Consider the following 20,060-nt stretch of genomic DNA (forward strand, 5'->3'; position numbering starts at 1 on the left):
GACGACATGCCGAGTTTCGAAATCTTCCTCGCCATTGGCATGTTCACCGCCATCGTCCTCGCGCTGGTGGTGATCATCCTCGCCGCCCGCGCCAAGCTGGTGTCCAGCGGCGACGTGAACATCGTGATCAACCGCGAGCGCACCATCACCGTCCCGGCCGGCGGCAAGCTGCTGCAGACCCTGGCGGCGCAGAACGTCTTCCTCTCCTCGGCCTGCGGGGGCGGTGGTACCTGCGCCCAGTGCAAGTGCGTGGTGGAGAGCGGTGGCGGCGAGATGCTGCCCACCGAGGAGTCCCACTTCACTCGCCGCCAGGCGAAGGAAGGCTGGCGCCTGTCCTGCCAGACCCCGGTGAAGCAGGACATGCACATCGAGGTGCCCGAAGAGGTCTTCGGGGTGAAGAAGTGGGAATGCACGGTGGAGTCCAACCCCAACGTCGCCACCTTCATCAAGGAGCTGACCCTGCGCCTGCCGGAAGGGGAGAGCGTCGACTTCCGCGCCGGCGGCTACGTCCAGCTGGAGTGCCCGCCCCACGAGGTGCACTACAAGGACTTCGACATCCAGCCCGAATACCGGGCCGACTGGGACAGGTTCAACTTCTGGAAGTACGTCTCCAGGGTCGACGAGACCGTCATCCGCGCCTACTCCATGGCCAACTACCCGGACGAGAAGGGCATCGTGAAGTTCAACATCCGCGTGGCCTCGCCGCCGCCGGGCAAGGACGAGATCCCGCCGGGCAAGATGTCCTCCTGGGTGTTCAACCTCAAGCCGGGCGACAAGGTCACCGTGTACGGCCCCTTCGGCGAGTTCTTCGCCAAGGATACCGACGCCGAGATGGTCTTCATCGGTGGCGGCGCGGGCATGGCGCCCATGCGCTCGCACATCTTCGACCAGCTCAAGCGCCTGGGCTCCCGGCGCAAGATCAGCTTCTGGTACGGCGCGCGCTCCCTGCGCGAAGCCTTCTACACCGAGGAGTACGACCAGCTGGCCGCCGAGAACCCGAACTTCCAGTGGCATCTGGCGCTGTCCGACCCGCAGCCCGAGGACAACTGGACCGGCTACACCGGCTTCATCCACAACGTGCTGTTCGAGAACTACCTCAAGGACCACCCGGCCCCCGAGGACTGCGAGTTCTACATGTGCGGCCCGCCGATGATGAACGCCGCAGTGATCAAGATGCTGCTGGACCTGGGCGTCGAACGCGAGAACATCCTGCTGGACGACTTCGGTGGTTAGACACGTTGCCCTGCTGCTTTCGGCCAGCCTCCTGCTGGCCGGATGCGGCGATTCCCTGGAGCAGTTCGGCGGCCCGACCATGGGCAGCAGCTACTCGGTGAAGTACGTGCGCAACGCGTCCGGGCCCTCCGTGGAGCAGGCGCGGGGCGAAGTGGAGGGCATCCTCGCCGAAATCGATCGGCAGATGTCCACCTACCGCGCCGACTCCGACGTGGAGCGTTTCAACGCCCTGCCGGCAGGCAGCTGCATGGCCCTGCCGGCGCCGATGCTGGAGCTGGTGGCCTTTGGCGACAGCCTGTCCGCACAGAGCGATGGCGCCTTCGACATGACCCTGGAGCCGCTGCTCAACCTCTGGGGCTTCGGCCCGCAGTCGCGCGGGGACCAGGTGCCCAGCGCCGAGGCCATCGCCGCGGCCCGGGCCGATGTCGGTCACCAGCACCTCAAGCACCAGGGCGACCAACTGTGCAAGGACGCCGCCGTTCAGCTGGACTTCAACGCCATCGCCGCCGGCTATGCCGTGGACCGCGTCAGCGCGCGGCTGGACGAACTGGGCGTGACCAGCTCGCTGGTGGAAATCACCGGGGAGATGAAGGCCATCGGCCACAAGCCCGACGGCAGCCCCTGGCGCGTGGCCATCGAGGCGCCGCGCGACGACCGCCAGGTGGCGCAGAAGATTGTTGCATTGCAGGACATGGGCATTTCCACCTCAGGCGACTATCGCAACTACTTCGAACGGGGTGGACAGCGGTATTCTCACACCCTCGATCCCACGAGCGGCGCACCCATCACCCATCACCTGGCAGCGGTCACGGTCATCGATCCGTCGGCCCTGCGTGCCGATGGACTGTCTACGCTGTTGATGGTGCTCGGCCCCGAGGCCGGCCTGGCGTTTGCCGACCGCCACGACATCGCGGCGTTCTTCGTCACCCGTGAAGGCACGGGCTTCGCCACCCGCGGCAGCCGCCGCTTCGAGCAATTGTTCCCCACGGAGGCGCACTGAACATGACCTGGCTACTGGTCTTCCTGATCATGCTGCTGGTGGTGCTGGGCATGGCCATCGGCGTGATCATGGGGCGCAAGCCCATCGCCGGTTCCTGCGGTGGCATCGCCAACCTGGGGATCGAGAAGGAGTGCTCGATCTGTGGCGGCAATCGCGAAAAGTGCGAGGAAGCCAATCGCGACGGCGATGTAGTGGATGCAAAACTCGCCTACGACGCGACCAAGCGCTAATGTGCAGCGCCATGCAGCGTGACTAAGCTGCGCGCCGAGTTCGAAACGCTGCGGTGACCCGTTCCGCGGCCCTGCCGGAGGCCACAGAGAGCCCTCCGGCCCGTTATGAGGAGTAAGCATGGCTGTCTACAACTACGACGTAGTGGTGCTGGGTTCCGGCCCGGCGGGGGAAGGGGCGGCGATGAACGCCGCCAAGGCCGGACGCAAGGTGGCGGTGGTCGACAACCGCCCGCTGGTCGGCGGCAACTGCACCCACCTGGGCACCATCCCGTCCAAGGCCCTGCGCCACTCGGTGCGGCAGATCATGCAGTACAACACCAACCCGCTGTTCCGCCAGATCGGCGAGCCGCGCTGGTTCTCCTTCCCCGACGTGCTCAAGAGTGCCGAGCGGGTGATCTCCAAGCAGGTCGCCTCGCGCACTGGCTACTACGCCCGTAACCGCGTCGACGTGTTCTTCGGCACCGCCAGCTTCTCCGACGAGCAGACCGTCGAAGTGGTATGCGCCAGCGGCGTGGTGGAAAAGCTGGTGGCCAAGCAGGTCATCATCGCCACCGGCTCGCGTCCCTACCGCCCGGCGGACGTGGACTTCCACCACCCGCGCATCTACGACAGCGACACCATCCTCAGCCTTACCCACACCCCGCGCCGCATCATCATCTACGGTGCCGGCGTGATCGGCTCGGAATACGCCTCCATCTTCAGCGGCCTGGGCGTGCTGGTGGACCTGATCGACAACCGCGACCAGCTGCTCAGCTTCCTCGACGACGAGATCTCCGACGCCCTCAGCTACCACCTGCGCAACAACAACGTGCTCATCCGCCACAACGAGGAGTACGAGCGCATCGAGGGGCTGGAGAACGGCGTGATCCTGCACCTGAAGTCCGGCAAGAAGATCAAGGCCGACTGCCTGCTGTGGTGCAACGGCCGTACCGGCAACACCGACCGCCTGGGGCTGGAGAACATCGGCATCAAGGTCAACAGCCGCGGCCAGATCGCCGTGGACCAGTACTACCGCACCGAGGTGGGCAACATCTTCGCGGCGGGTGACGTGATCGGCTGGCCGAGCCTGGCCAGCGCCGCCGCCGACCAGGGCCGCTCGGCCGCCGGCAGCGCGGTGGAGAACGACAGCTGGCGCTTCGTCGACGACGTGCCCACCGGCATCTACACCATTCCGGAGATCAGCTCCATCGGCAAGAACGAGCGCGAGCTGACCCAGGCGAAGATCCCCTACGAAGTGGGCAAGGCGTTCTTCAAGGGCATGGCCCGTGCGCAGATCTCCCACGAACCGGTGGGCATGCTGAAGATCCTCTTCCATCGCGAGACCCTGGAAGTGCTCGGCGTGCACTGTTTCGGCTACCAGGCCTCGGAGATCGTCCACATCGGCCAGGCGATCATGAACCAGAAGGGCGAAGCCAACAGCATCAAGTACTTCATCAACACCACCTTCAACTACCCGACCATGGCGGAAGCCTATCGGGTGGCGGCGTTCGACGGCCTCAACCGGCTTTTTTGAGCGGCACCGGCCGGGCGCCTGAGCCGGCCGGGGAGGACCCTCTCGGCGAACCGCGCACCTGGCGCTGGCCGAATCGGGAGAGCTTCTGATCAGGCGACGCCCATGAAAAACCGGCCCTTGCGGCCGGTTTTTTCGTTCCGGGGTGAGTGACGCTCGGATGGGCGCAGGGTGGGCTTCAGCCCACCGCGTGTTCAGGAAACAATGCTGAACCTCGCACCGTTGGGCCTCGCTGCGCTCGGCGCCAACCTGTGGCGCCGAAAGGGCCCCGGGACCGACTGCGCCTCAGCGCGCCAGCGTGCTCACCGCCAGGCCGGGGAAGTCGGTGATGATGCTGTCCACGCCGAAGTCGGCGAGACGACGCATCAGGGCCGGCTCGTTCACCGTCCACACCGACACGTGCAGGCCCTGCTTCTGCGCCTTCTGCAGGCGCTCGGGGGTGCACAGGGTCCAGTTCAGCGCCAGCAGGTTGCAGCCGTGGTTGGCGGCGACCTTCAGCGGGTCGAGCCAGGCGTACTCGGCTACCAGGCCGCGGGCGAGGTCGGGCGTCAGGCGGTTCAGTGCGCGCAGCACCTCGCGGGAGCTGGAGGTGACGGTGACCTTGTCCAGCAGCCCGTGGCGATCGGCCAGCTCGCGGATGGCCAGCACGGTACGCGCGGCGCGCACGCGGGAGGCGCTCTTCACTTCCAGCTGCCAGTGATCGAAGTCGCACTGTTCGAACAGCTCGGCGAGGCGCGGGATGGGGCAGGGCTTCACCCAGCCCGGGCCGCCCTGGCGGGCGTCGTAGGTCACCAGCTCATCGGCGTCGTGTTCCACCACCTTGCCGCGGCGACCGGTGGTGCGCTTGAGCGTCGGGTCGTGGATCACCATCAGTTCGCCGTCACGGGACAGGTGCAGGTCGAGTTCGCAGCGTTTCACGCCGTGGGAGAGGCACTGCTGGAAGCTGGCCAGGGTGTTTTCCGGGCATTCGCCCTTGGCGCCGCGATGGCCGTAGATCAGGGTCACTGTGAAACCTCGGGATGTCGGGGTTGGTGGTGGCGGACGCTGTCGACGACATGCCCGCTCTCGAAATAGACGGAGAACTCCCGGTAGTCCCAGCGCGTGATCGGCGGTTTGCCGACGGCGGGATGTTCCTCGTCCGGCAGGCCGAAACGCTCGAGTACGGCGCGCTGCGATTCGCCGCGCGCGGGCAGCGAAAGGCCGCTGTCGCCTTGCTGGCCGACAGGGATCTCGATGGTTTCGGCCAGGGCCGGGAGGGGGAGGGACAGGCAGAGCAGGAGCAGAAGGCGCGACATGGGGTCATCCTGGAGGCGGAACCGGGCGAGCGCGGGCCTGGCGGCGAGCCTGGGCCTGCTTCTGCAGGATATGTCGGGCGAGCAATTGGCGCTGTGCGTCAGTCAGCGCTTCGAATTCGGTGCCGATCTCGAACTGGCCGTCATCGCGTGGCTGGCTGTGGATCACCACCGCACGCAGCAGCAGGCCGAGCGCCTGGGGCATCAGCACCATCTTGATGGCCAGGTGGCAGCCGAGCTCGAAGGGCTGCGGGCAGACGAAGCCGACACCGCCCTCGGAGAGCGTCACCCGGCGCGGCGGGCCGATGTCGCGCATCAGGCTCTGGGCCACGGCCTGGCCGAGCAGGTCGATGCGTTTGTTCATGACCTTCAGGTAGTTGGCCAGGGTCCGGTCGCGCTCGGAAATGTGCCGCAGCAGGTGCTGCGACTCGAAGTCCATCAGGTGCAGGTCACTGAGCAGATTGAACAGCGGCGACGGGTCGTGGAGCTCCTCACTGGCCTGCGCCTGGGCGTGGGTCAGGGGGGTAAATTCCAGTGCGATCGTATCTTCGATACGGTAGTATTCGCGGCGGTCATCTGCGTCTTGTGTCGACATGGCGAACCCATGGCTGCAGGGGTGGTCTGAGTGTAAAGCTGCTCGCCGGGCCCCGCCACAAGGACGTTCCTTTCTTCGCAAGCGAACCTTTTTTCTATGTTCAGACCGCTGCCCCTGTTCATCGGCGCCCGTTACACGCGCGCCAAGCGTCGCAGTTACTTCGTCTCGTTCATCTCCCTGACTTCCATGATCGGCCTCGCCCTCGGCGTGCTGGTGATGATCCTCGTGCTGTCGGTGATGAACGGCTTCGACCGCGAGATGCGCGAGCGCGTGCTGGGCATGGTGCCCCACGCCACCATCGAGTCCGCCGTGCCGATCAACGACTGGCAGGCGCTGGCCGACAAGGTGCGCGCGCACCCGGGCATCGTCGCGGTGGCACCCTTCACCCAGATGCAGGGCCTGCTGACCAACGACGGCAAGGTGCAGAAGGTGCTGGTCAATGCGGTCGACCCGGCGCTGGAAAGCCAGGTCTCGATCATCGATGACTTCTTCGTGAAGGGCGACCTGGCCTCGCTGCGTGCCGGCGAGTTCGGCATCGTCATCGGCGACAAGGCGGCTACCAAGCTCGGCGTCGGCCTCGGCGACAAGGTCACCTTCGTGCTGCCGGAAGTGGCGGTCACCCCGGCCGGCGTGTTCCCGCGCATGAAGCGCTTCACCGTGGTCGGCATCTTCCATGTCGGCGCCGGTGAGCTGGACGGCGCCCTGGCCGTGGCCAACATCAAGGACACCGCGCGCCTGCACCGCTGGAAGCCGGACCAGGTGCAGGGCCTGCGCCTGAAGCTCGACGACCTGTTCCAGGCGCCGCGCGTGGCCTGGCAGATCGCCGGGCAGCTCAAGGGCGAGGACTTCTACGCCCGCGACTGGACCCGCACCCACGGCAACCTCTACCAGGCCATCCGCATGGAGAAGACCATGATCGGCCTGCTGCTGCTGCTGATCGTCGCCGTCGCCGCGTTCAACATCATCTCCACCCTGGTCATGGTGGTCACCGACAAGAAGGGCGACATCGCCATCCTCCGCACCCTCGGTGCCACGCCGGGGCAGATCATGGGCATCTTCATGGTCCAGGGCACGGTGATAGGCGTGGTCGGCACCGCCATCGGTTGCGTGCTGGGCATCCTTGCCGCGCTCAATGTCAGCGCCGCCATCTCCTGGCTGGAGGACGTGCTCGGCCACAAGTTCCTCAGCGCCGACGTCTACTTCATCGACTACCTGCCCTCGCAGCTGATGCTGGAGGACGTGGTGCTGGTCTGCGGCGCCGCGCTGGTTTTGAGTTTCTTCGCCACCCTTTACCCGGCCTGGCGTGCCGCGCGCACCCAGCCCGCAGAGGCGCTTCGTTATGAGTGACGTGAAAGATCGCGCGGTACTGAGCTGCCGCAACCTGGGCAAGAGCTACGAGGAAGGCCCGCAATCGGTACAGGTGCTGTCCGGCGTCGAGCTGGAGCTGCACCCGGGCGAGCGCATCGCCATCGTCGGTAGCTCCGGTTCGGGCAAGAGCACCCTGCTGAACATGCTCGGCGGGCTCGACACCCCCAGCACCGGCAGCGTCTGGCTGGCGGGCGAGGAGCTGTCCGCCCTTAACGAGAAGGCCCGTGGCCTGCTGCGCAATCGCGCGCTGGGCTTCGTCTACCAGTTCCACCACCTGTTGCCCGAGTTCACCGCGCTGGAGAACGTCTGCATGCCGTTGCTGATCGGCCGCACGCCGATCGCCGAGGCACGCCAGCGCGCCACGGCCCTGCTCGAGCGCGTCGGCCTCGGCCATCGCCTGTCGCACAAGCCGGCGGAGCTCTCCGGCGGCGAGCGCCAGCGCGTGGCCATCGCCCGCGCCCTGGTCAACACGCCGGAGCTGGTGCTGCTGGACGAGCCCACCGGCAACCTCGACAAGCACACCGCCCAGAGCATCCAGGAGCTGATGCTGGAACTCAGCGGGTCGTTGCGTACCGCCTTCCTGGTGGTGACCCACGACCTGCAACTGGCCCAGCAGATGGACCGGGTGCTGCGCCTGGAAGAAGGCCGGCTGGTGGCTGCCTGACATGTTCAGACCCCTGGCGATATTCATCGGCGCGCGCTACACCCGCGCGAAGCGCCGCAACCACTTCATCTCCTTCATTTCGCTGACCTCGATGATCGGCCTCGCCCTGGGCGTGCTGGCGATGATCGTCGTGCTCTCGGTGATGAACGGCTTCCAGAAGGAGATGAGCTCGCGGATCCTCGGCATGGTGCCCCATGCCACCCTCGCGGCCGACCAGCCCCTGGATGACTGGCGCAGCGTCGCCAGCGCGGCGATGAAGCACCCCGAGGTGACCGGCGCGGTGCCCTTCGCCGAGCTGGAGGGCATGCTCTCCTACAAAGGCATGATGCAGCCGGTGCAGATCAACGGCATCGACCCGGCGGAGGAGCCCAAGGTCTCCATCATCGGCAAGCACATCGTCCAGGGCGCGCTGGAAGACCTCGTACCCGGCGAGTTCGGCATCGTCGTCGGCGAGATCACCGCGCGGCGCTTCCATCTCAATGTCGGCGACAAGCTGACCCTGATCGTGCCGGAGGTCAGCAGCGCGCCGGGCGGCATCACCCCGCGCATGCAGCGCCTCAACGTGGTGGGGGTGTTCAAGGTGGGTGCCGAGCTCGACAGCTCCCTGGCGCTGATCAACGTCGCCGACGCCGCGGCCATCCAGCGCCTGCAGGAAGGCCAGGTGCAGAGCGTGCGCATCGCCCTGAAGGATCTCTACGAGGCGCCGCGCGTCTCCGCGCAGATCGTCAAGGCGCTGGGCGCGGGCTATCGCGCCGATGACTGGACCCACACCCAGGGCAGCCTGTTCAGCGCGATGAAGATGGAGAAGACCATGATCGGCCTGCTGCTGCTGCTGATCGTCGCCGTGGCCGCGTTCAACATCATCGCCACCTTGATCATGGTGGTCGCCGACAAGCGCGCCGACATCGCCATCCTCCGCACCCTGGGCGCCACGCCCCGGCAGATCATGGCCATCTTCATGGTCCAGGGCAGCGTCATCGGTGCGGTCGGTACCCTGATCGGTACGGTGCTGGGCATCGTCACCGCGCTCAATGTCAGCACCTGGATCGCCGCGCTGGAGCGGGCCAGTGGGCAGCACATCTTCAGCTCCGACGTGTATTTCGTCAGCTACCTGCCTTCCGACCTGCAGGTGGCGGACGTGGTGCTGATCTGCGGTGCCGCGCTGCTGCTGAGCTTCCTCGCGACCCTGTATCCGGCCTGGCGCGCCGCCCAGACCCAGCCGGCGGAGGCGCTGCGCTACGAATAGGGCCCGACCCTCCACCATTGAAAACGCCGCTCGAAAGCGGCGTTTTTCATTTCGGGCTCGGAAATTGGCGCTACTGGTGCCCGGACTGCTGGCGGCGCTTCTGACGTTTGCGCCAGCTGTGGCCGACCCACCAGCGCCAGTAGAGCATGGTCAGCATGTAGCCCAGTGCACCGACGAGGATGCCGCAGACGATGGAGCCGAGCAGGAAAGGCTGCCAGACGGTCGAGAGTTCCTGGGTGATCCACTGGAAGGTCAGCTCGTCGGGCAGGGTGCGCGGCGGCACGCCCATCAGCCAGGCGCCCATCTTGTAGGTGCAATAGAAGACCGGCGGCATGGTGATAGGGTTCGTCAGCCAGACCAGGCCGACGGAGATCGGCAGGTTGGCGCGCACGGTGATGGCCAGGCCGGCGGCCAGCAGCATCTGCAGGGGCAAGGGTATGAACGCGGCGAACAGGCCCATCGCCATTGCCCGCGAGACCGAGTGGCGGTTGAGGTGCCAGAGGTTCGGGTCATGGATCAGGGCGCCGAGGAAGCGCAGCGACTTGTGTTCCCTGATCAGGTCCGGGTTCGGCATGTAGCGTTTGAAGAGGCGACGCGGCATGAGGGCTCTCTGGCAGGCTGAAGCGCCGACATTATGCATTCATGGTTATGACATCGCCGGGTCAGTTTGTGTCGATAAATGAATGGAACCGCTCCGATCGACGGTCATTGGCCGTGGCGCGTGGCGGGGCTTCCCAGGGAGGGGAGTGCGATGACGTGGGCGTTGGTGGCGCTGGGCGGTGGCCTGGCTGCGGTGCGGTTCATGCCGGCGTTGCCGCCGACCGCCTGGCTGCTCGCGGCGGCGGCACTGGGGCTGGCATTGCTGGCCGGGCGCGGGCGGGCGCCCGGTCTGTTCCTGCTGGGGATCGCCTGGGGCTGCTGCTGCGCCCAATGGGCCCTGGATGATCGGCTGGCCCCATCCCTCGATGGCGAGACCCGCTGGCTGGAGGGGCGGGTCGTCGGGCTGCCGCAACGGGGCAGCGGGGTGGTGCGCTTCGAGTTGGACGATCCGCAGATGCCAGGTGCCGAACTGCCGTCGCGTATCCGCCTGTCCTGGTACGGCGGGCCACAGCTGCGCGGCGGGGAGCGCTGGCGCCTGGCCGTGACCCTCAAGCGCCCGCGCGGCCTGGTCAATCCGCATGCCTTCGATTACGAAGCCTGGCTCCTTGCCCGGCACATAGGCGCCAGCGGTTCGGTGAAGGCCGGCAAGCCGTTGGCGCCGGGCAATGGCCCCGCCGCCTGGCGTGACCGCCTGCGCCAGGGCATCGAGCAGGTGCCGGCCCATGGGCGCAACGGCGGCATCGCGGCGTTGGTACTGGGCGATGGCTCGGGACTGGTCGCTGCCGACTGGCGCTTGCTTCAGGACACGGGGACCGTGCACCTGATGGTGATCTCCGGCCAGCACATCGCCTTGCTCGCCGCCGTGCTCTACGGCGCCGTCGCGCTGCTGGCGCGGCTCGGTCTCTGGCCCGGACGCCTGCCCTGGTTGCCCTGCGCCTGTGCCCTGGCGTTCGTCGGATCGCTGGGCTACGGCTTGCTGGCCGGCTTCGACGTGCCGGTGCAGCGCGCTTGCCTGATGACCGCCATCGCGCTGCTCTGGCGCCTGCGTTTCCGCCACCTCGGGGTGGTCCGCCCGTTGCTGGTGGCCTTCTGCGTGGTGCTGGCGGCGGACCCGCTGGCCTCCCTGCAGGCAGGATTCTGGTTGTCCTTCGGCGCCGTGGCGTTGCTCATCCTGATCTTCGCGGGGCGGATGGGCGTGCCACCCTGGTGGCTCAGCTGGTGGCGCGCGCAATGGACCATGGGGTTGGCGCTGTCACCCTTGCTGCTGGCGTTGGCACTGCCCATCAGCCTGAGTGGCCCGCTGGCCAACCTGGTCGCCGTGCCCTGGGTCAGCCTGGTCTCGGTGCCGCTGTCCCTGCTCGGGACTGCGCTGCAGGGCGTGCCCTGGCTGGGCGCAGGGCTGCTGTGGCTGGCCGGCGGTTCGCTGGAGCTGTTGTTCCGGCTGCTGGCCTGGATCGCCGCGTGGGTCCCGGCCTGGCAAGCGACGGCCGTTCCTCCGTGGGCCTGGCTGCTGGGCATGGGCGGCTGCCTGTTGCTGGTTCTTCCGGCGGGCGTGCCGGTGCGTGTCCTGGGCGTGGCGCTGCTGTTGCCGACGTTGTTTCCCCCCGTGGAGCGGCCGCCCTGGGGGAGGGCGGACATCTGGCTGCTGGATGTCGGGCAGGGATTGTCGGTGCTGGTGCGGACCCGGGAGCACGCGCTGCTCTACGACACGGGCGCCCGGCGCGGCGACTTCGACATGGGCGAGCGGGTGGTGCTACCGAGCCTGTTGGGGCTGGGGGTGCGGCAGCTGGACCAGTTGCTGCTCAGCCATGCCGACAACGACCACGCCGGCGGTGCCGGAGCGGTACTGCGTGGCATGCCGGTGACGCGGGTGGTCAGCGGTGAGCCGCTGCGCCTGCCGGCTGCGCTGGGCGCCACGGCCTGTGGCAACCAAGCGTGGGAGTGGGATGGCGTGCGCCTGCGTACCTGGCGCTGGGAGCAGGCGCGCAGTGGCAACGACCGGTCCTGTGTGCTCAGCGTCGAGGCGCACGGCGAGCGCATCCACCTGACCGGCGACATCGGTGTCCAGGCCGAGGCCGCCTGGATCGCCAGCGGTGAACCCCTGCGCGCCGACTGGCTGCTGGCACCGCACCACGGCAGTGCCAGCTCCTCCTCCGCGGCGCTGATCGAGGCGGTGTCGCCCCGTGGTGCGTTGATCACCCGGGGCAGCCACAACGCCTTCGGTCATCCGCATCCGTCCGTCGTCGCCCGCTACCGTGCCTCTGGCGTCGCGATCCATGACACGGCGCAGTCCGGTGCGCTGCTGATCCGTCTCGGCGAACGTGACGAGGTGCGTGGACTGCGGACCCAGGCACGTTTCTGGCGGGAAAAATGAGAACGGCGACGGTCGGCGGGGCCCTGACCCTGTGCTAGAGTTGCGCCACTTTTTTCAAGGGGATTTGCCACCGTGTGGGAGCTGGTCAAAGCAGGCGGCTGGATGATGCTGCCTATCATTCTGAGTTCCATCGCAGCCACCGCCATCATTGTGGAGCGCCTGTGGACGCTTCGTGCCAATCGCATCGCACCGCCGCAATTGCTCGGCCAGGTGTGGCGCATGGTCAAGGACAAGCAGCTCAACGCGCAGAAGCTCAAGGAACTGCGTGCATCGTCCCCGCTGGGCGAGATCCTCGCCGCCGGCCTGGCCAACTCCAAGCATGGTCGCGAGATCATGAAGGAGTGCATCGAGGAGGCTGCATCCCGCGTCATCCATGAGCTGGAGCGCTACCTCAACACCCTGGGCACCATCGCCGCCATGGGCCCGCTGCTGGGCCTTTTGGGTACCGTGTTCGGGATGATCGAGATCTTCAGCGGCTTCATGGACAACGGCATGGCGAACGCCCCGGCCCTGGCCGGCGGTATCGGCAAGGCGCTGATCACCACCGCGGCTGGCCTGATGGTCGCCATCCCCGCCGTGTTCTTCCACCGTTTCCTGCTGCGTCGTGTCGACGAGCTGGTGGTGGCCATGGAGCAGGAGGCGATCAAGCTGGTGGAAGTGACCCAGGGCGATCGTGAAGTGGACTTCGCAGAGGAAGCCAAAGCGTGAAGTTCCGTCGCCGGGCGGGCAACGTCGCCCGTGAGGAAGTCTTCCTCAACCTGACTTCGTTCATCGACGTGATCTTCGTGCTGCTGCTGTTCTTCGTGGTCACCACCACCTTCAGCCGCCCCAGCGAGTTGAAGATCGAATTGCCGGAAGCCGTCAGCGGCACGCCGGCCCAGGCCACCGAGGTGAAGACCCTGGAGCTGTCCATCAGTGCCGATGGCCAGTACGCGCTCAACGGCCAGGTGCTGGTGAAGAACGACCTGGCGACGCTGATGACGGCGCTGAGCAAGGAGTCCGGTGGTGACAACAGCCTGCCGATGATCATCAGCGCCGATGCCAAGACCACCCACCAGACGGTGATCACCGCCATGGATGCGGCCGGCAAGCTGGGCTTCAGCAAGCTGCGCATCACCACGGTCGAGGCCCAGCCGGAGAAGCCCTGATGGCCTTCTCCGATCGCCTGCTGGACGCCTGGTACCGGGGGCATCCGGCCCTGGTGCTGCTTCGCCCCCTGGAGGCGTTGTTCCGCCTCGTGGTGCGGCGCAAGCGGGAGGCCTTCCTCGCCGGTGCGGGCCCCATCTACCGTTCCCCGGTGCCGGTCATGGTGGTGGGCAACATCACCGTCGGCGGCACCGGCAAGACCCCCATGATTCTCTGGCTCATCGAGCACTGCCGCGGCCTCGGCCTGCGCGTAGGCGTGGTCAGCCGTGGCTACGGTGCCCACCCGCCGAGCCTGCCCTGGCGGGTGCGGGCGGAGCAGGGGGCCGATGTCGCCGGCGATGAGCCCCTGCTGATCGTGCAGCGCACGGGCGTGCCCCTGGTGATCGACCCCGATCGGGGTCGCGCCGTGGCGGCGTTGCTGGCCGAAGGCCCGCTGGACCTGGTACTCAGCGACGATGGCCTGCAGCACTATCGCCTGGCACGGGACATCGAACTGGTGCTGATCGACGCTGCCCGTGGCCTGGGCAACGGCCGTTGCCTGCCGGCCGGCCCCCTGCGCGAGCCGGCGCAGCGCCTCGAGAGTGTCGACGCGGTGCTCTACAACGGCGCCGACGCTGGCCCCGGTGGTGCCTATGGCTTCCGCCTGCGGCCCACCGCGTTGGTCAACCTGCTGAGTGGCGAGCGGGTCGGCCTCGAGCATTTCCCCCCTGGCCAGGCCCTCCACGCGGTCGCCGGCATCGGTAATCCGCAGCGTTTCTTCACCACGCTCGAGGCGCTAAACTGGCGCCCGATTCCGCATGCTTTCGCCGACCACGCCAGCTTCGGTGCCGCCGAGCTGCAATTCAGCCCGGCACTGCCCCTGGTGATGACCGAGAAGGACGCGGTGAAATGCCGGGCCTTCGCCGCTGACGACTGGTGGTACCTGGCCGTCGATGCCGTGCCCACCGAGGGCTTCGTCGCCTGGCTCGACGCGCGCCTGGCACGCCTGGCCAGCGAACGCTCGTAACCCCATCAGCCACCCCTGAGGGTGGCCTCCAAGGACTCCCCATGGACACCAAACTGCTCGATATCCTCGCCTGCCCCCTGTGCAAGGGCGCGCTGAAGCTCGCCGACGACAAGAGCGAGCTGGTCTGCAAGGCCGATGCCCTGGCCTTCCCCGTCCGCGAAGGCATCCCGGTGATGCTGGAGAGCGAGGCGCGCACCCTCAACGTCGATGAACGGCTGGACAAGTGATGGGCCAGGCATTCACCGTCGTCATCCCCGCTCGCTACGCTTCCACGCGCCTGCCCGGCAAGCCGCTGCAGGACATCGGCGGCAAGCCGATGATCCAGCACGTCTGGGAGCAGGCGCGACGCAGCTCGGCCGAGCGCGTGGTGGTGGCCACCGACGATCCGCGCATCGTCGAGGCCTGCAAGGCGTTCGGCGCCGATGTGGTGCTGACCCGTGTGGACCACAACTCCGGTACCGACCGCCTGGCCGAAGTCGCCACCCAGCTGGGGCTCGGTGACGATGCCATCGTGGTCAACGTACAGGGCGACGAGCCGCTGATCCCGCCGTCGATCATCGATCAGGTGGCAGCCAACCTGGCCGCCCATCCCGAGGCCGGCATCGCCACCCTGGCCGAGCCGATCCATGATGTTGAGGCGTTGTTCAACCCCAACGTGGTCAAGGTATCGACCGACACCCAGGGCCTGGCCCTGACGTTCAGTCGCGCACCGCTGCCCTGGGCCCGGGATGCCTTCGCCCAAAGGCGCGATGCACTGCCCGAAGGGGTGCCTTACCGCCGGCATATCGGCATCTACGCCTACCGCGTGCGGTTTCTCCATGACTTCGTCGCGTGGGGCCCGTGCTGGTTGGAGAACACCGAGTCCCTGGAGCAGCTTCGCGCGCTCTGGCACGGCGTGCGTATTCACGTGGCCGATGCGGTCGAGGCGCCGGCCGCCGGGGTCGATACCGCTGAAGACCTGGAGCGGGTCCGCCGCTTGCTGGGGGCCTGATGAAGGTCCTGTTCGTCTGCCTCGGCAACATCTGCCGCTCGCCCACCGCCGAGGGCGTTCTGCGTCACAAGCTGCGCGAGGCGGGCCTGGACGAGCGGGTGGAGGTCGACTCCGCCGGCACCGGCGACTGGCATGTCGGCAAGGCGCCGGACATGCGCACCCGCCAGGCGGCCCAGCGCCGTGGCTATGACCTTTCCCTGCTGCGCGCGCGCCAGGTGAGCGTGGACGATTTCGCCCGTTTCGACCTGGTTCTGGCGATGGACCACAGCAACCTGCGGGACCTCAAGGGGCTGCGTCGCGGCGGCAGTGAGCCGGACCTGTTCCTGCGTCGCTACGGCCTGGTGCCCGAGGAGGTTCCGGATCCCTACTACGGGGGCGAGGAGGGCTTCGAAGAGGTGCTGGACCTGATCGAGCAGGCCTGTGACGGGCTGGTCGCCGAGATACGGGGGCGCCTGTGAGCCTGGTCGTTTCCGAGAATGTCCCCCTCAAGCCTTTCAACACCTTTGGCATCGATGTCCGGGCGCGGCTGTTCGCCGAAGCCCGTGACGAGGCGGAGGTGCGCGAGGCGCTGGTTCTGGCGGCGGAGCGTGGCGTGTCGCTGCAGGTGTTCGGCGGCGGCAGCAACCTGTTGCTGACCCGGGATGTCGACGCGCTGGTGCTGCGTATGGCCAGCCGTGGCGTGCGCCTCCTGACTGACGATGGCGATTCGGTGGTGGTCGAGGCGGAGGCCGGGGAAGCCTGGCACCCTTTCGTGCTCTGGACACTGGCGCAGGGCCTGGTGGGGCTGGAGAACCTCAGCCTGATTCCCGGTACGGTCGGCGCGGCGCCGATGCAGAACATCGGTGCCTATGGGGTGGAGATCAAGGATGTGTTCGCCGGGTTGACCGCGCTGGACCGCCAGACCGGCGAGCTGCGTGAGTTTGCCCTGGAGGAATGCGCCTTCGCCTACCGGGACAGCCTGTTCAAGCGTGAAGCGGGCCGCTGGCTGATCCTGCGTGTGCGCTTCCGCTTGAGCCGCAATGCGCGCCTGCACCTGGACTACGGCCCGGTGCGCCAGCGCTTGCAGGAGCAGGGCGTGGACGCCCCGACAGCGCTGGATGTGAGCCGTGCCATCTGTTCCATTCGCAGCGAGAAGCTGCCCGACCCGGCGCAACTGGGCAATGCCGGCAGCTTCTTCAAGAACCCGCTGGTTTCTGCCGCGCTGGCCGAACGGTTGCGTGGCGAGCATGTGGATCTGGTGGCCTATCCCCAGGGGGACGGGCAGGTGAAGCTGGCGGCGGGCTGGCTGATCGAGCGCGCGGGCTGGAAGGGCTTCCGAGACGGCGATGCGGGCGTCCACCGTTTGCAGGCGTTGGTGCTGGTCAACTACGGTGCTGCCACCGGCCAGCAACTGTGGGCGCTGGCGCAGCGCATCCAGGCTGATGTCGCCGAGCGCTTCGGCGTGTCACTGGAGATGGAGCCGAACCTGCTCTGAGGCTGGCTGCAGGCGATGAAAGGGATGCTTCGGCATCCCTTTTTTCATTGGCCTGCGGGAGGGCAGGGTGCCGCTCCGTTGCCTGTGCCTGGCCAGCAGTCGTGATTTTCGTCGCGTAGATCGGGGGCTGGATACTTTTCCGGCCCAAAGAAAAAGGGATGCCGAAGCATCCCTTTTTCATTCAGGCAGGGCCTCAGACGGTCGGCTTGGACTCGTCCTTGGCTTCCTCTTCCTTCGTCGCTTCAGCAACGGCTTCCTCGGTGGCGCTGCTGGCCTGGGTCACTTCGACCTTCGGCTCTTCAGCGACTTCCGGGGCTTCCACGCTGGCTTCGACGACAGGCTCGACCTGGGCTTCAGCCACCGGCTCCTGCTCAGCGGCGACTTCGACCACGGCCGGGGCGGCTTCTTCAACCACCGGGGCTGCTACGGCCGGAGCGGCAGCGGCTTCACGTGCCAGGCGCTCGGCTTCCTGCTGGCGACGACGCACTTCACGAGGATCGTTCGGTGCGCGGCCACCGGCGCTGACCGGTGCGGCGGCGGGAGCGGAGACCGGCTCGGCTTCGACCGGGGCCGGAGTCTCGATTTCCGCGACGGTTTCGGCAGCCGGTACGACGTCTACCGGGGCTTCGACGGCGACGGTTTCGACGGTCGGTTCGGCAACCACGACGGACACTTCGCTTTCGATAACGGCCGGGGCGCTGGTCTCGACCACTGCGGCCGGTTCCTGCTCCTGGGCGATGGTTTCGGCGACGGATGCGGCGGCAGGCGCTTCGCTGGTGGCGTTCTCGACCGGGGTCGGTTCGCTGCTGGCTTGGCCTTCGGCCTGCTCGGCGATGACGCTGGCCGCGACGGAGGTCACGGCGACGGCAGCGGGAGCGCTGCCTTCGACAGTGGCCTCTTCGCTGCCTTCCACGCCTTCTTCGCCTTCGACTTCACGCTGGCGCTCGCGGCGGTTGCTGCGACGACGCTGGCCACGGGAGCGACGACGAGGACGTTCGCCATCGGCGCCTTCCTGATCATCATCCAGTAGCTCTTCGTTGTTCAGCAGTTCTTCTTCGCTGGGCTCGGCTGCCTGCTCGGTGCGCGGTGCGCGCTCTTCACGGGGCTGGCGCTCCTCGCGCGGCGGACGCTCGCCACGTTCGCGGCGGTTTTCCTGGCCTTCGCGGGGTTCACGTGGCTCGCGCGGCTCACGAGCTTCGCGGGGTGCACGTTCTTCACGCGGCTGGCGCTCTTCACGAGGCTGACGCTCCTCGCGAGGCTCACGCGGTGCGCGCTCTTCACGGGGCTCACGCGGCTCACGGGCTTCGCGAGGCTGGCGGTCTTCACGCGGTTGGCGCTCTTCGCGCGGCGGACGCTCGCCACGTTCACGGCGGTTTTCCTGGCCTTCGCGAGGCTCACGCGGCTCGCGGGCTTCGCGAGGCTGGCGCTCTTCACGCGGCTTGCGCTCTTCGCGACCTTCACGGCCGTCACGGCGGCGGTTCTGCTGACGACCGTTACGGCGCTCCTCGGTGCGGGCGGTGCGCTCGCTGGAGGTGCTCTTCTCGGTTGCGGCGGGTTGGGCTTCTTCCTTGCCGGCGAACAGGCCTACCAGCGACTTCACCAGGCCCTTGAACAGGCTCGGTTCGGCCGCGGCGACAGCGGCGGTCGGCGGAGCCAGCGGGGCCGGGGCAGGGCGCTCGGGGGCGACGGTCTTCACCGCGGCTTCCTGGCGGACCAGGGTACGGGTGGCGGCGGCCGGCTGGTGATCCTCGGTTTCGGTCGGGGTCATCTCGTAGCTGGACTGGCCGTTCATCACTTCCGGGCTGTCATCGCGCAGGCGCTGCACTTCGAAGTGCGGCGTCTCCAGATGGTCGTTCGGCAGGATGACGATGCGGGCGCGGGTACGCAGCTCGATCTTGGTGATGCTGTTGCGCTTCTCGTTGAGGAGGAAGGCGGCAACCGGGATCGGCACCTGGGCGCGAACTTCCGCGGTGCGGTCCTTCAGGGCCTCTTCCTCGATCAGGCGCAGGATCGCCAGCGACAGGGACTCGACGTCACGGATGATGCCCTGGCCGTTGCAACGGGGGCAGACGATGCCGCTGCTCTCGCCGAGGGACGGGCGCAGGCGCTGGCGGGACATTTCCAGCAGGCCGAAGCGGGAGATGCGACCGACCTGGACGCGGGCGCGGTCGGCTTCCAGGGCTTCGCGGACCTTTTCTTCCACAGCGCGCTGGTTCTTGGCCGGGGTCATGTCGATGAAGTCGATGACGATCAGGCCGCCGATATCGCGCAGGCGCAGCTGGCGGGCGATTTCCTCGGCCGCTTCCAGGTTGGTCTGCAGGGCGGTTTCTTCGATGTCACCGCCTTTGGTCGCACGCGCCGAGTTGATGTCGATGGACACCAGGGCTTCGGTCGGGTCGATGACGATGGAGCCACCGGACGGCAGCTTCACTTCGCGCTGGAAGGCGGTTTCGATCTGGCTTTCGATCTGGAAGCGGTTGAACAGCGGAACGCTGTCCTGATAGAGCTTGATCTTGTTCTGGTACTGCGGCATCACCTGGCGGATGAAGCTCAGGGCTTCTTCCTGGGCTTCCACGCTGTCGACCAGTACTTCACCGATGTCCTGGCGCAGGTAGTCACGGATGGCGCGGATGATGACGTTGCTTTCCTGGTAGATCAGGAACGGCGCGCCGCGCTCGCCGGAGGCTTCCTTGATGGCGCTCCACAGCTGCAGCAGGTAGTCCAGGTCCCACTGCAGCTCTTCGCTGGAGCGGCCCAGGCCGGCGGTGCGCACGATCAGGCCCATGTCGGCAGGGGCGTTCAGGCCGTTCAGGGCTTCACGCAGTTCGTTGCGCTCTTCGCCCTCGATGCGACGGGAGATGCCACCGGCACGCGGGTTGTTCGGCATCAGCACCAGGTAGCGGCCGGCGAGGCTGATGAAGGTGGTCAGGGCTGCGCCCTTGTTGCCACGCTCTTCCTTCTCGACCTGGACGATCACTTCCTGGCCTTCGTTGAGCACGTCCTTGATGTTGACGCGCCCCTCGGGGGACTTCTTGAAGTATTCGCGGGAGATTTCTTTCAGCGGCAGGAAGCCGTGACGATCGGCGCCGAAGTCGACGAATGCGGCCTCGAGGCTGGGCTCGATGCGGGTGATGCGGCCTTTGTAGATGTTGGCCTTTTTCTGTTCACGGGCGCCCGACTCGATATCCAGGTCATACAGGCGTTGGCCGTCGACCAGGGCAACACGCAACTCTTCGGGCTGAGTTGCGTTAATCAGCATTCTTTTCATGTAGTACCGTCGGTTTCCGGGGCTGCCGGAAACGGCGATCAGCACACACGACTCTCGCGGTCG

Annotated in this window: 20 protein-coding genes; 15 read left to right on the top strand and 5 right to left on the bottom strand. The window is 67.1% G+C overall.

What is annotated here, in order from left to right; genetic code table 11:
• The first annotated feature begins 6 nt into the window (after positions 1-6).
• The 4 genes from nqrF (at position 7) to sthA (ending at position 3,976) form a co-directional block, all read left to right on the top strand.
• Positions 7-1,233 carry an NADH:ubiquinone reductase (Na(+)-transporting) subunit F gene (gene nqrF, locus HSX14_RS09205; RefSeq protein ID WP_173173783.1) on the top strand — a complete coding sequence of 409 codons (1,227 nt, stop codon included), beginning with the start codon at positions 7-9 and terminating at the stop codon, positions 1,231-1,233.
• Positions 1,226-2,233, top strand: coding sequence for an FAD:protein FMN transferase (locus HSX14_RS09210; RefSeq protein ID WP_173173785.1), 1,008 nt, complete (start codon positions 1,226-1,228; stop codon positions 2,231-2,233). Before nqrF ends, HSX14_RS09210 begins: the two co-directional genes overlap by 8 nt.
• Before the next feature lie 2 nt (positions 2,234-2,235).
• The gene (nqrM, locus tag HSX14_RS09215) at positions 2,236-2,463 is read left to right on the top strand and encodes a (Na+)-NQR maturation NqrM (RefSeq protein WP_021219519.1); all 228 of its coding nucleotides are present in this window, start codon (positions 2,236-2,238) and stop codon (positions 2,461-2,463) included.
• A gap of 118 nt (positions 2,464-2,581) precedes the next feature.
• Positions 2,582-3,976, top strand: coding sequence for a Si-specific NAD(P)(+) transhydrogenase (gene sthA, locus HSX14_RS09220; protein WP_111262762.1), 1,395 nt, complete (start codon positions 2,582-2,584; stop codon positions 3,974-3,976).
• Positions 3,977-4,258: 282 nt separating this feature from the next.
• On the opposite strand, the gene HSX14_RS09225 is transcribed toward sthA, so the two are convergent.
• From HSX14_RS09225 to HSX14_RS09235, 3 genes are read right to left on the bottom strand one after another with little or no spacing between them, the layout of a single operon-like run.
• Complete coding sequence (locus tag HSX14_RS09225) at positions 4,259-4,978, bottom strand: glycerophosphodiester phosphodiesterase (RefSeq protein ID WP_173173787.1); 720 nt, start codon at positions 4,976-4,978, stop codon at positions 4,259-4,261.
• Entirely contained in the window at positions 4,975-5,268 is a 294-nt protein-coding gene (locus tag HSX14_RS09230) for a phosphodiesterase (RefSeq protein WP_111262764.1), read from the bottom strand. The genes HSX14_RS09225 and HSX14_RS09230 overlap by 4 nt, the downstream gene beginning before the upstream one ends.
• A 4-nt stretch (positions 5,269-5,272) precedes the next feature.
• Complete coding sequence (locus HSX14_RS09235) at positions 5,273-5,860, bottom strand: PilZ domain-containing protein (protein WP_173173789.1); 588 nt, start codon at positions 5,858-5,860, stop codon at positions 5,273-5,275.
• 96 nt (positions 5,861-5,956) lie between these two features.
• Here HSX14_RS09235 and HSX14_RS09240 point away from each other — a divergent pair, with 96 nt between their 5' ends.
• Genes HSX14_RS09240 through HSX14_RS09250 form a run of 3 tightly spaced genes read left to right on the top strand, consistent with a single transcriptional unit; the run spans position 5,957 to position 9,138 of the window.
• Entirely contained in the window at positions 5,957-7,207 is a 1,251-nt protein-coding gene (locus HSX14_RS09240; RefSeq protein ID WP_173173791.1) for a lipoprotein-releasing ABC transporter permease subunit, read from the top strand.
• A gap of 1 nt (position 7,208) precedes the next feature.
• Positions 7,209-7,892, top strand: coding sequence for a lipoprotein-releasing ABC transporter ATP-binding protein LolD (lolD, locus tag HSX14_RS09245; RefSeq protein ID WP_173174046.1), 684 nt, complete (start codon positions 7,209-7,211; stop codon positions 7,890-7,892).
• A 1-nt stretch (position 7,893) separates the two neighbouring features.
• A complete protein-coding gene (locus tag HSX14_RS09250; RefSeq protein WP_173173793.1) occupies positions 7,894-9,138 on the top strand; it encodes a lipoprotein-releasing ABC transporter permease subunit in 1,245 nt (414 codons plus the stop codon).
• 70 nt (positions 9,139-9,208) lie between these two features.
• On the opposite strand, the gene HSX14_RS09255 is transcribed toward HSX14_RS09250, so the two are convergent.
• Complete coding sequence (locus tag HSX14_RS09255; protein ID WP_173173795.1) at positions 9,209-9,739, bottom strand: DUF2062 domain-containing protein; 531 nt, start codon at positions 9,737-9,739, stop codon at positions 9,209-9,211.
• A 150-nt stretch (positions 9,740-9,889) separates the two neighbouring features.
• On the opposite strand from HSX14_RS09255, the gene HSX14_RS09260 reads away from it, so the two are divergent.
• The 8 genes from HSX14_RS09260 (at position 9,890) to murB (ending at position 16,729) form a co-directional block, all read left to right on the top strand.
• The gene (locus tag HSX14_RS09260) at positions 9,890-12,112 is read left to right on the top strand and encodes a DNA internalization-related competence protein ComEC/Rec2 (protein WP_228723564.1); all 2,223 of its coding nucleotides are present in this window, start codon (positions 9,890-9,892) and stop codon (positions 12,110-12,112) included.
• A 72-nt stretch (positions 12,113-12,184) separates the two neighbouring features.
• Positions 12,185-12,820: a MotA/TolQ/ExbB proton channel family protein gene (locus HSX14_RS09265; protein WP_173173797.1), complete on the top strand. Its 636-nt coding sequence runs from the start codon at positions 12,185-12,187 to the stop codon at positions 12,818-12,820.
• A complete protein-coding gene (locus HSX14_RS09270) occupies positions 12,817-13,260 on the top strand; it encodes an ExbD/TolR family protein (protein ID WP_173173799.1) in 444 nt (147 codons plus the stop codon). The genes HSX14_RS09265 and HSX14_RS09270 overlap by 4 nt, the downstream gene beginning before the upstream one ends.
• The gene (gene lpxK, locus HSX14_RS09275; protein WP_173173801.1) at positions 13,260-14,264 is read left to right on the top strand and encodes a tetraacyldisaccharide 4'-kinase; all 1,005 of its coding nucleotides are present in this window, start codon (positions 13,260-13,262) and stop codon (positions 14,262-14,264) included. The genes HSX14_RS09270 and lpxK overlap by 1 nt, the downstream gene beginning before the upstream one ends.
• 41 nt (positions 14,265-14,305) lie before the next feature.
• A complete protein-coding gene (locus HSX14_RS09280; protein WP_111262773.1) occupies positions 14,306-14,491 on the top strand; it encodes a Trm112 family protein in 186 nt (61 codons plus the stop codon).
• Complete coding sequence (kdsB, locus tag HSX14_RS09285) at positions 14,491-15,255, top strand: 3-deoxy-manno-octulosonate cytidylyltransferase (RefSeq protein WP_173173803.1); 765 nt, start codon at positions 14,491-14,493, stop codon at positions 15,253-15,255. Before HSX14_RS09280 ends, kdsB begins: the two co-directional genes overlap by 1 nt.
• Entirely contained in the window at positions 15,255-15,713 is a 459-nt protein-coding gene (locus HSX14_RS09290) for a low molecular weight protein-tyrosine-phosphatase (RefSeq protein WP_173173805.1), read from the top strand. Before kdsB ends, HSX14_RS09290 begins: the two co-directional genes overlap by 1 nt.
• Complete coding sequence (gene murB, locus HSX14_RS09295) at positions 15,710-16,729, top strand: UDP-N-acetylmuramate dehydrogenase (protein ID WP_173173807.1); 1,020 nt, start codon at positions 15,710-15,712, stop codon at positions 16,727-16,729. The genes HSX14_RS09290 and murB overlap by 4 nt, the downstream gene beginning before the upstream one ends.
• Positions 16,730-16,922: 193 nt before the next feature.
• On the opposite strand, the gene rne is transcribed toward murB, so the two are convergent.
• Positions 16,923-19,997, bottom strand: a complete 3,075-nt coding sequence (gene rne, locus HSX14_RS09300; RefSeq protein WP_173173809.1) for a ribonuclease E — start codon at positions 19,995-19,997, stop codon at positions 16,923-16,925.
• Positions 19,998-20,060 lie beyond the last annotated feature (63 nt).

Origin of the sequence: Pseudomonas tohonis (assembly GCF_012767755.2) — a bacterium.
GTDB lineage: Bacteria > Pseudomonadota > Gammaproteobacteria > Pseudomonadales > Pseudomonadaceae > Metapseudomonas > Metapseudomonas tohonis.

Coding starts and splice junctions, on each gene's coding strand:
- nqrF (WP_173173783.1), top strand. CDS start 7: ATGCCGAGTTTCGAAATCTTCCTCGCCATTGGCATGTTCACCGCCATC.
- nqrM (WP_021219519.1), top strand. CDS start 2,236: ATGACCTGGCTACTGGTCTTCCTGATCATGCTGCTGGTGGTGCTGGGC.
- sthA (WP_111262762.1), top strand. CDS start 2,582: ATGGCTGTCTACAACTACGACGTAGTGGTGCTGGGTTCCGGCCCGGCG.
- HSX14_RS09230 (WP_111262764.1), bottom strand. CDS start 5,268: ATGTCGCGCCTTCTGCTCCTGCTCTGCCTGTCCCTCCCCCTCCCGGCC.
- HSX14_RS09235 (WP_173173789.1), bottom strand. CDS start 5,860: ATGTCGACACAAGACGCAGATGACCGCCGCGAATACTACCGTATCGAA.
- HSX14_RS09240 (WP_173173791.1), top strand. CDS start 5,957: ATGTTCAGACCGCTGCCCCTGTTCATCGGCGCCCGTTACACGCGCGCC.
- HSX14_RS09250 (WP_173173793.1), top strand. CDS start 7,894: ATGTTCAGACCCCTGGCGATATTCATCGGCGCGCGCTACACCCGCGCG.
- HSX14_RS09255 (WP_173173795.1), bottom strand. CDS start 9,739: ATGCCGCGTCGCCTCTTCAAACGCTACATGCCGAACCCGGACCTGATC.
- HSX14_RS09260 (WP_228723564.1), top strand. CDS start 9,890: ATGACGTGGGCGTTGGTGGCGCTGGGCGGTGGCCTGGCTGCGGTGCGG.
- lpxK (WP_173173801.1), top strand. CDS start 13,260: ATGGCCTTCTCCGATCGCCTGCTGGACGCCTGGTACCGGGGGCATCCG.
- HSX14_RS09280 (WP_111262773.1), top strand. CDS start 14,306: ATGGACACCAAACTGCTCGATATCCTCGCCTGCCCCCTGTGCAAGGGC.
- kdsB (WP_173173803.1), top strand. CDS start 14,491: ATGGGCCAGGCATTCACCGTCGTCATCCCCGCTCGCTACGCTTCCACG.
- HSX14_RS09290 (WP_173173805.1), top strand. CDS start 15,255: ATGAAGGTCCTGTTCGTCTGCCTCGGCAACATCTGCCGCTCGCCCACC.
- rne (WP_173173809.1), bottom strand. CDS start 19,997: ATGAAAAGAATGCTGATTAACGCAACTCAGCCCGAAGAGTTGCGTGTT.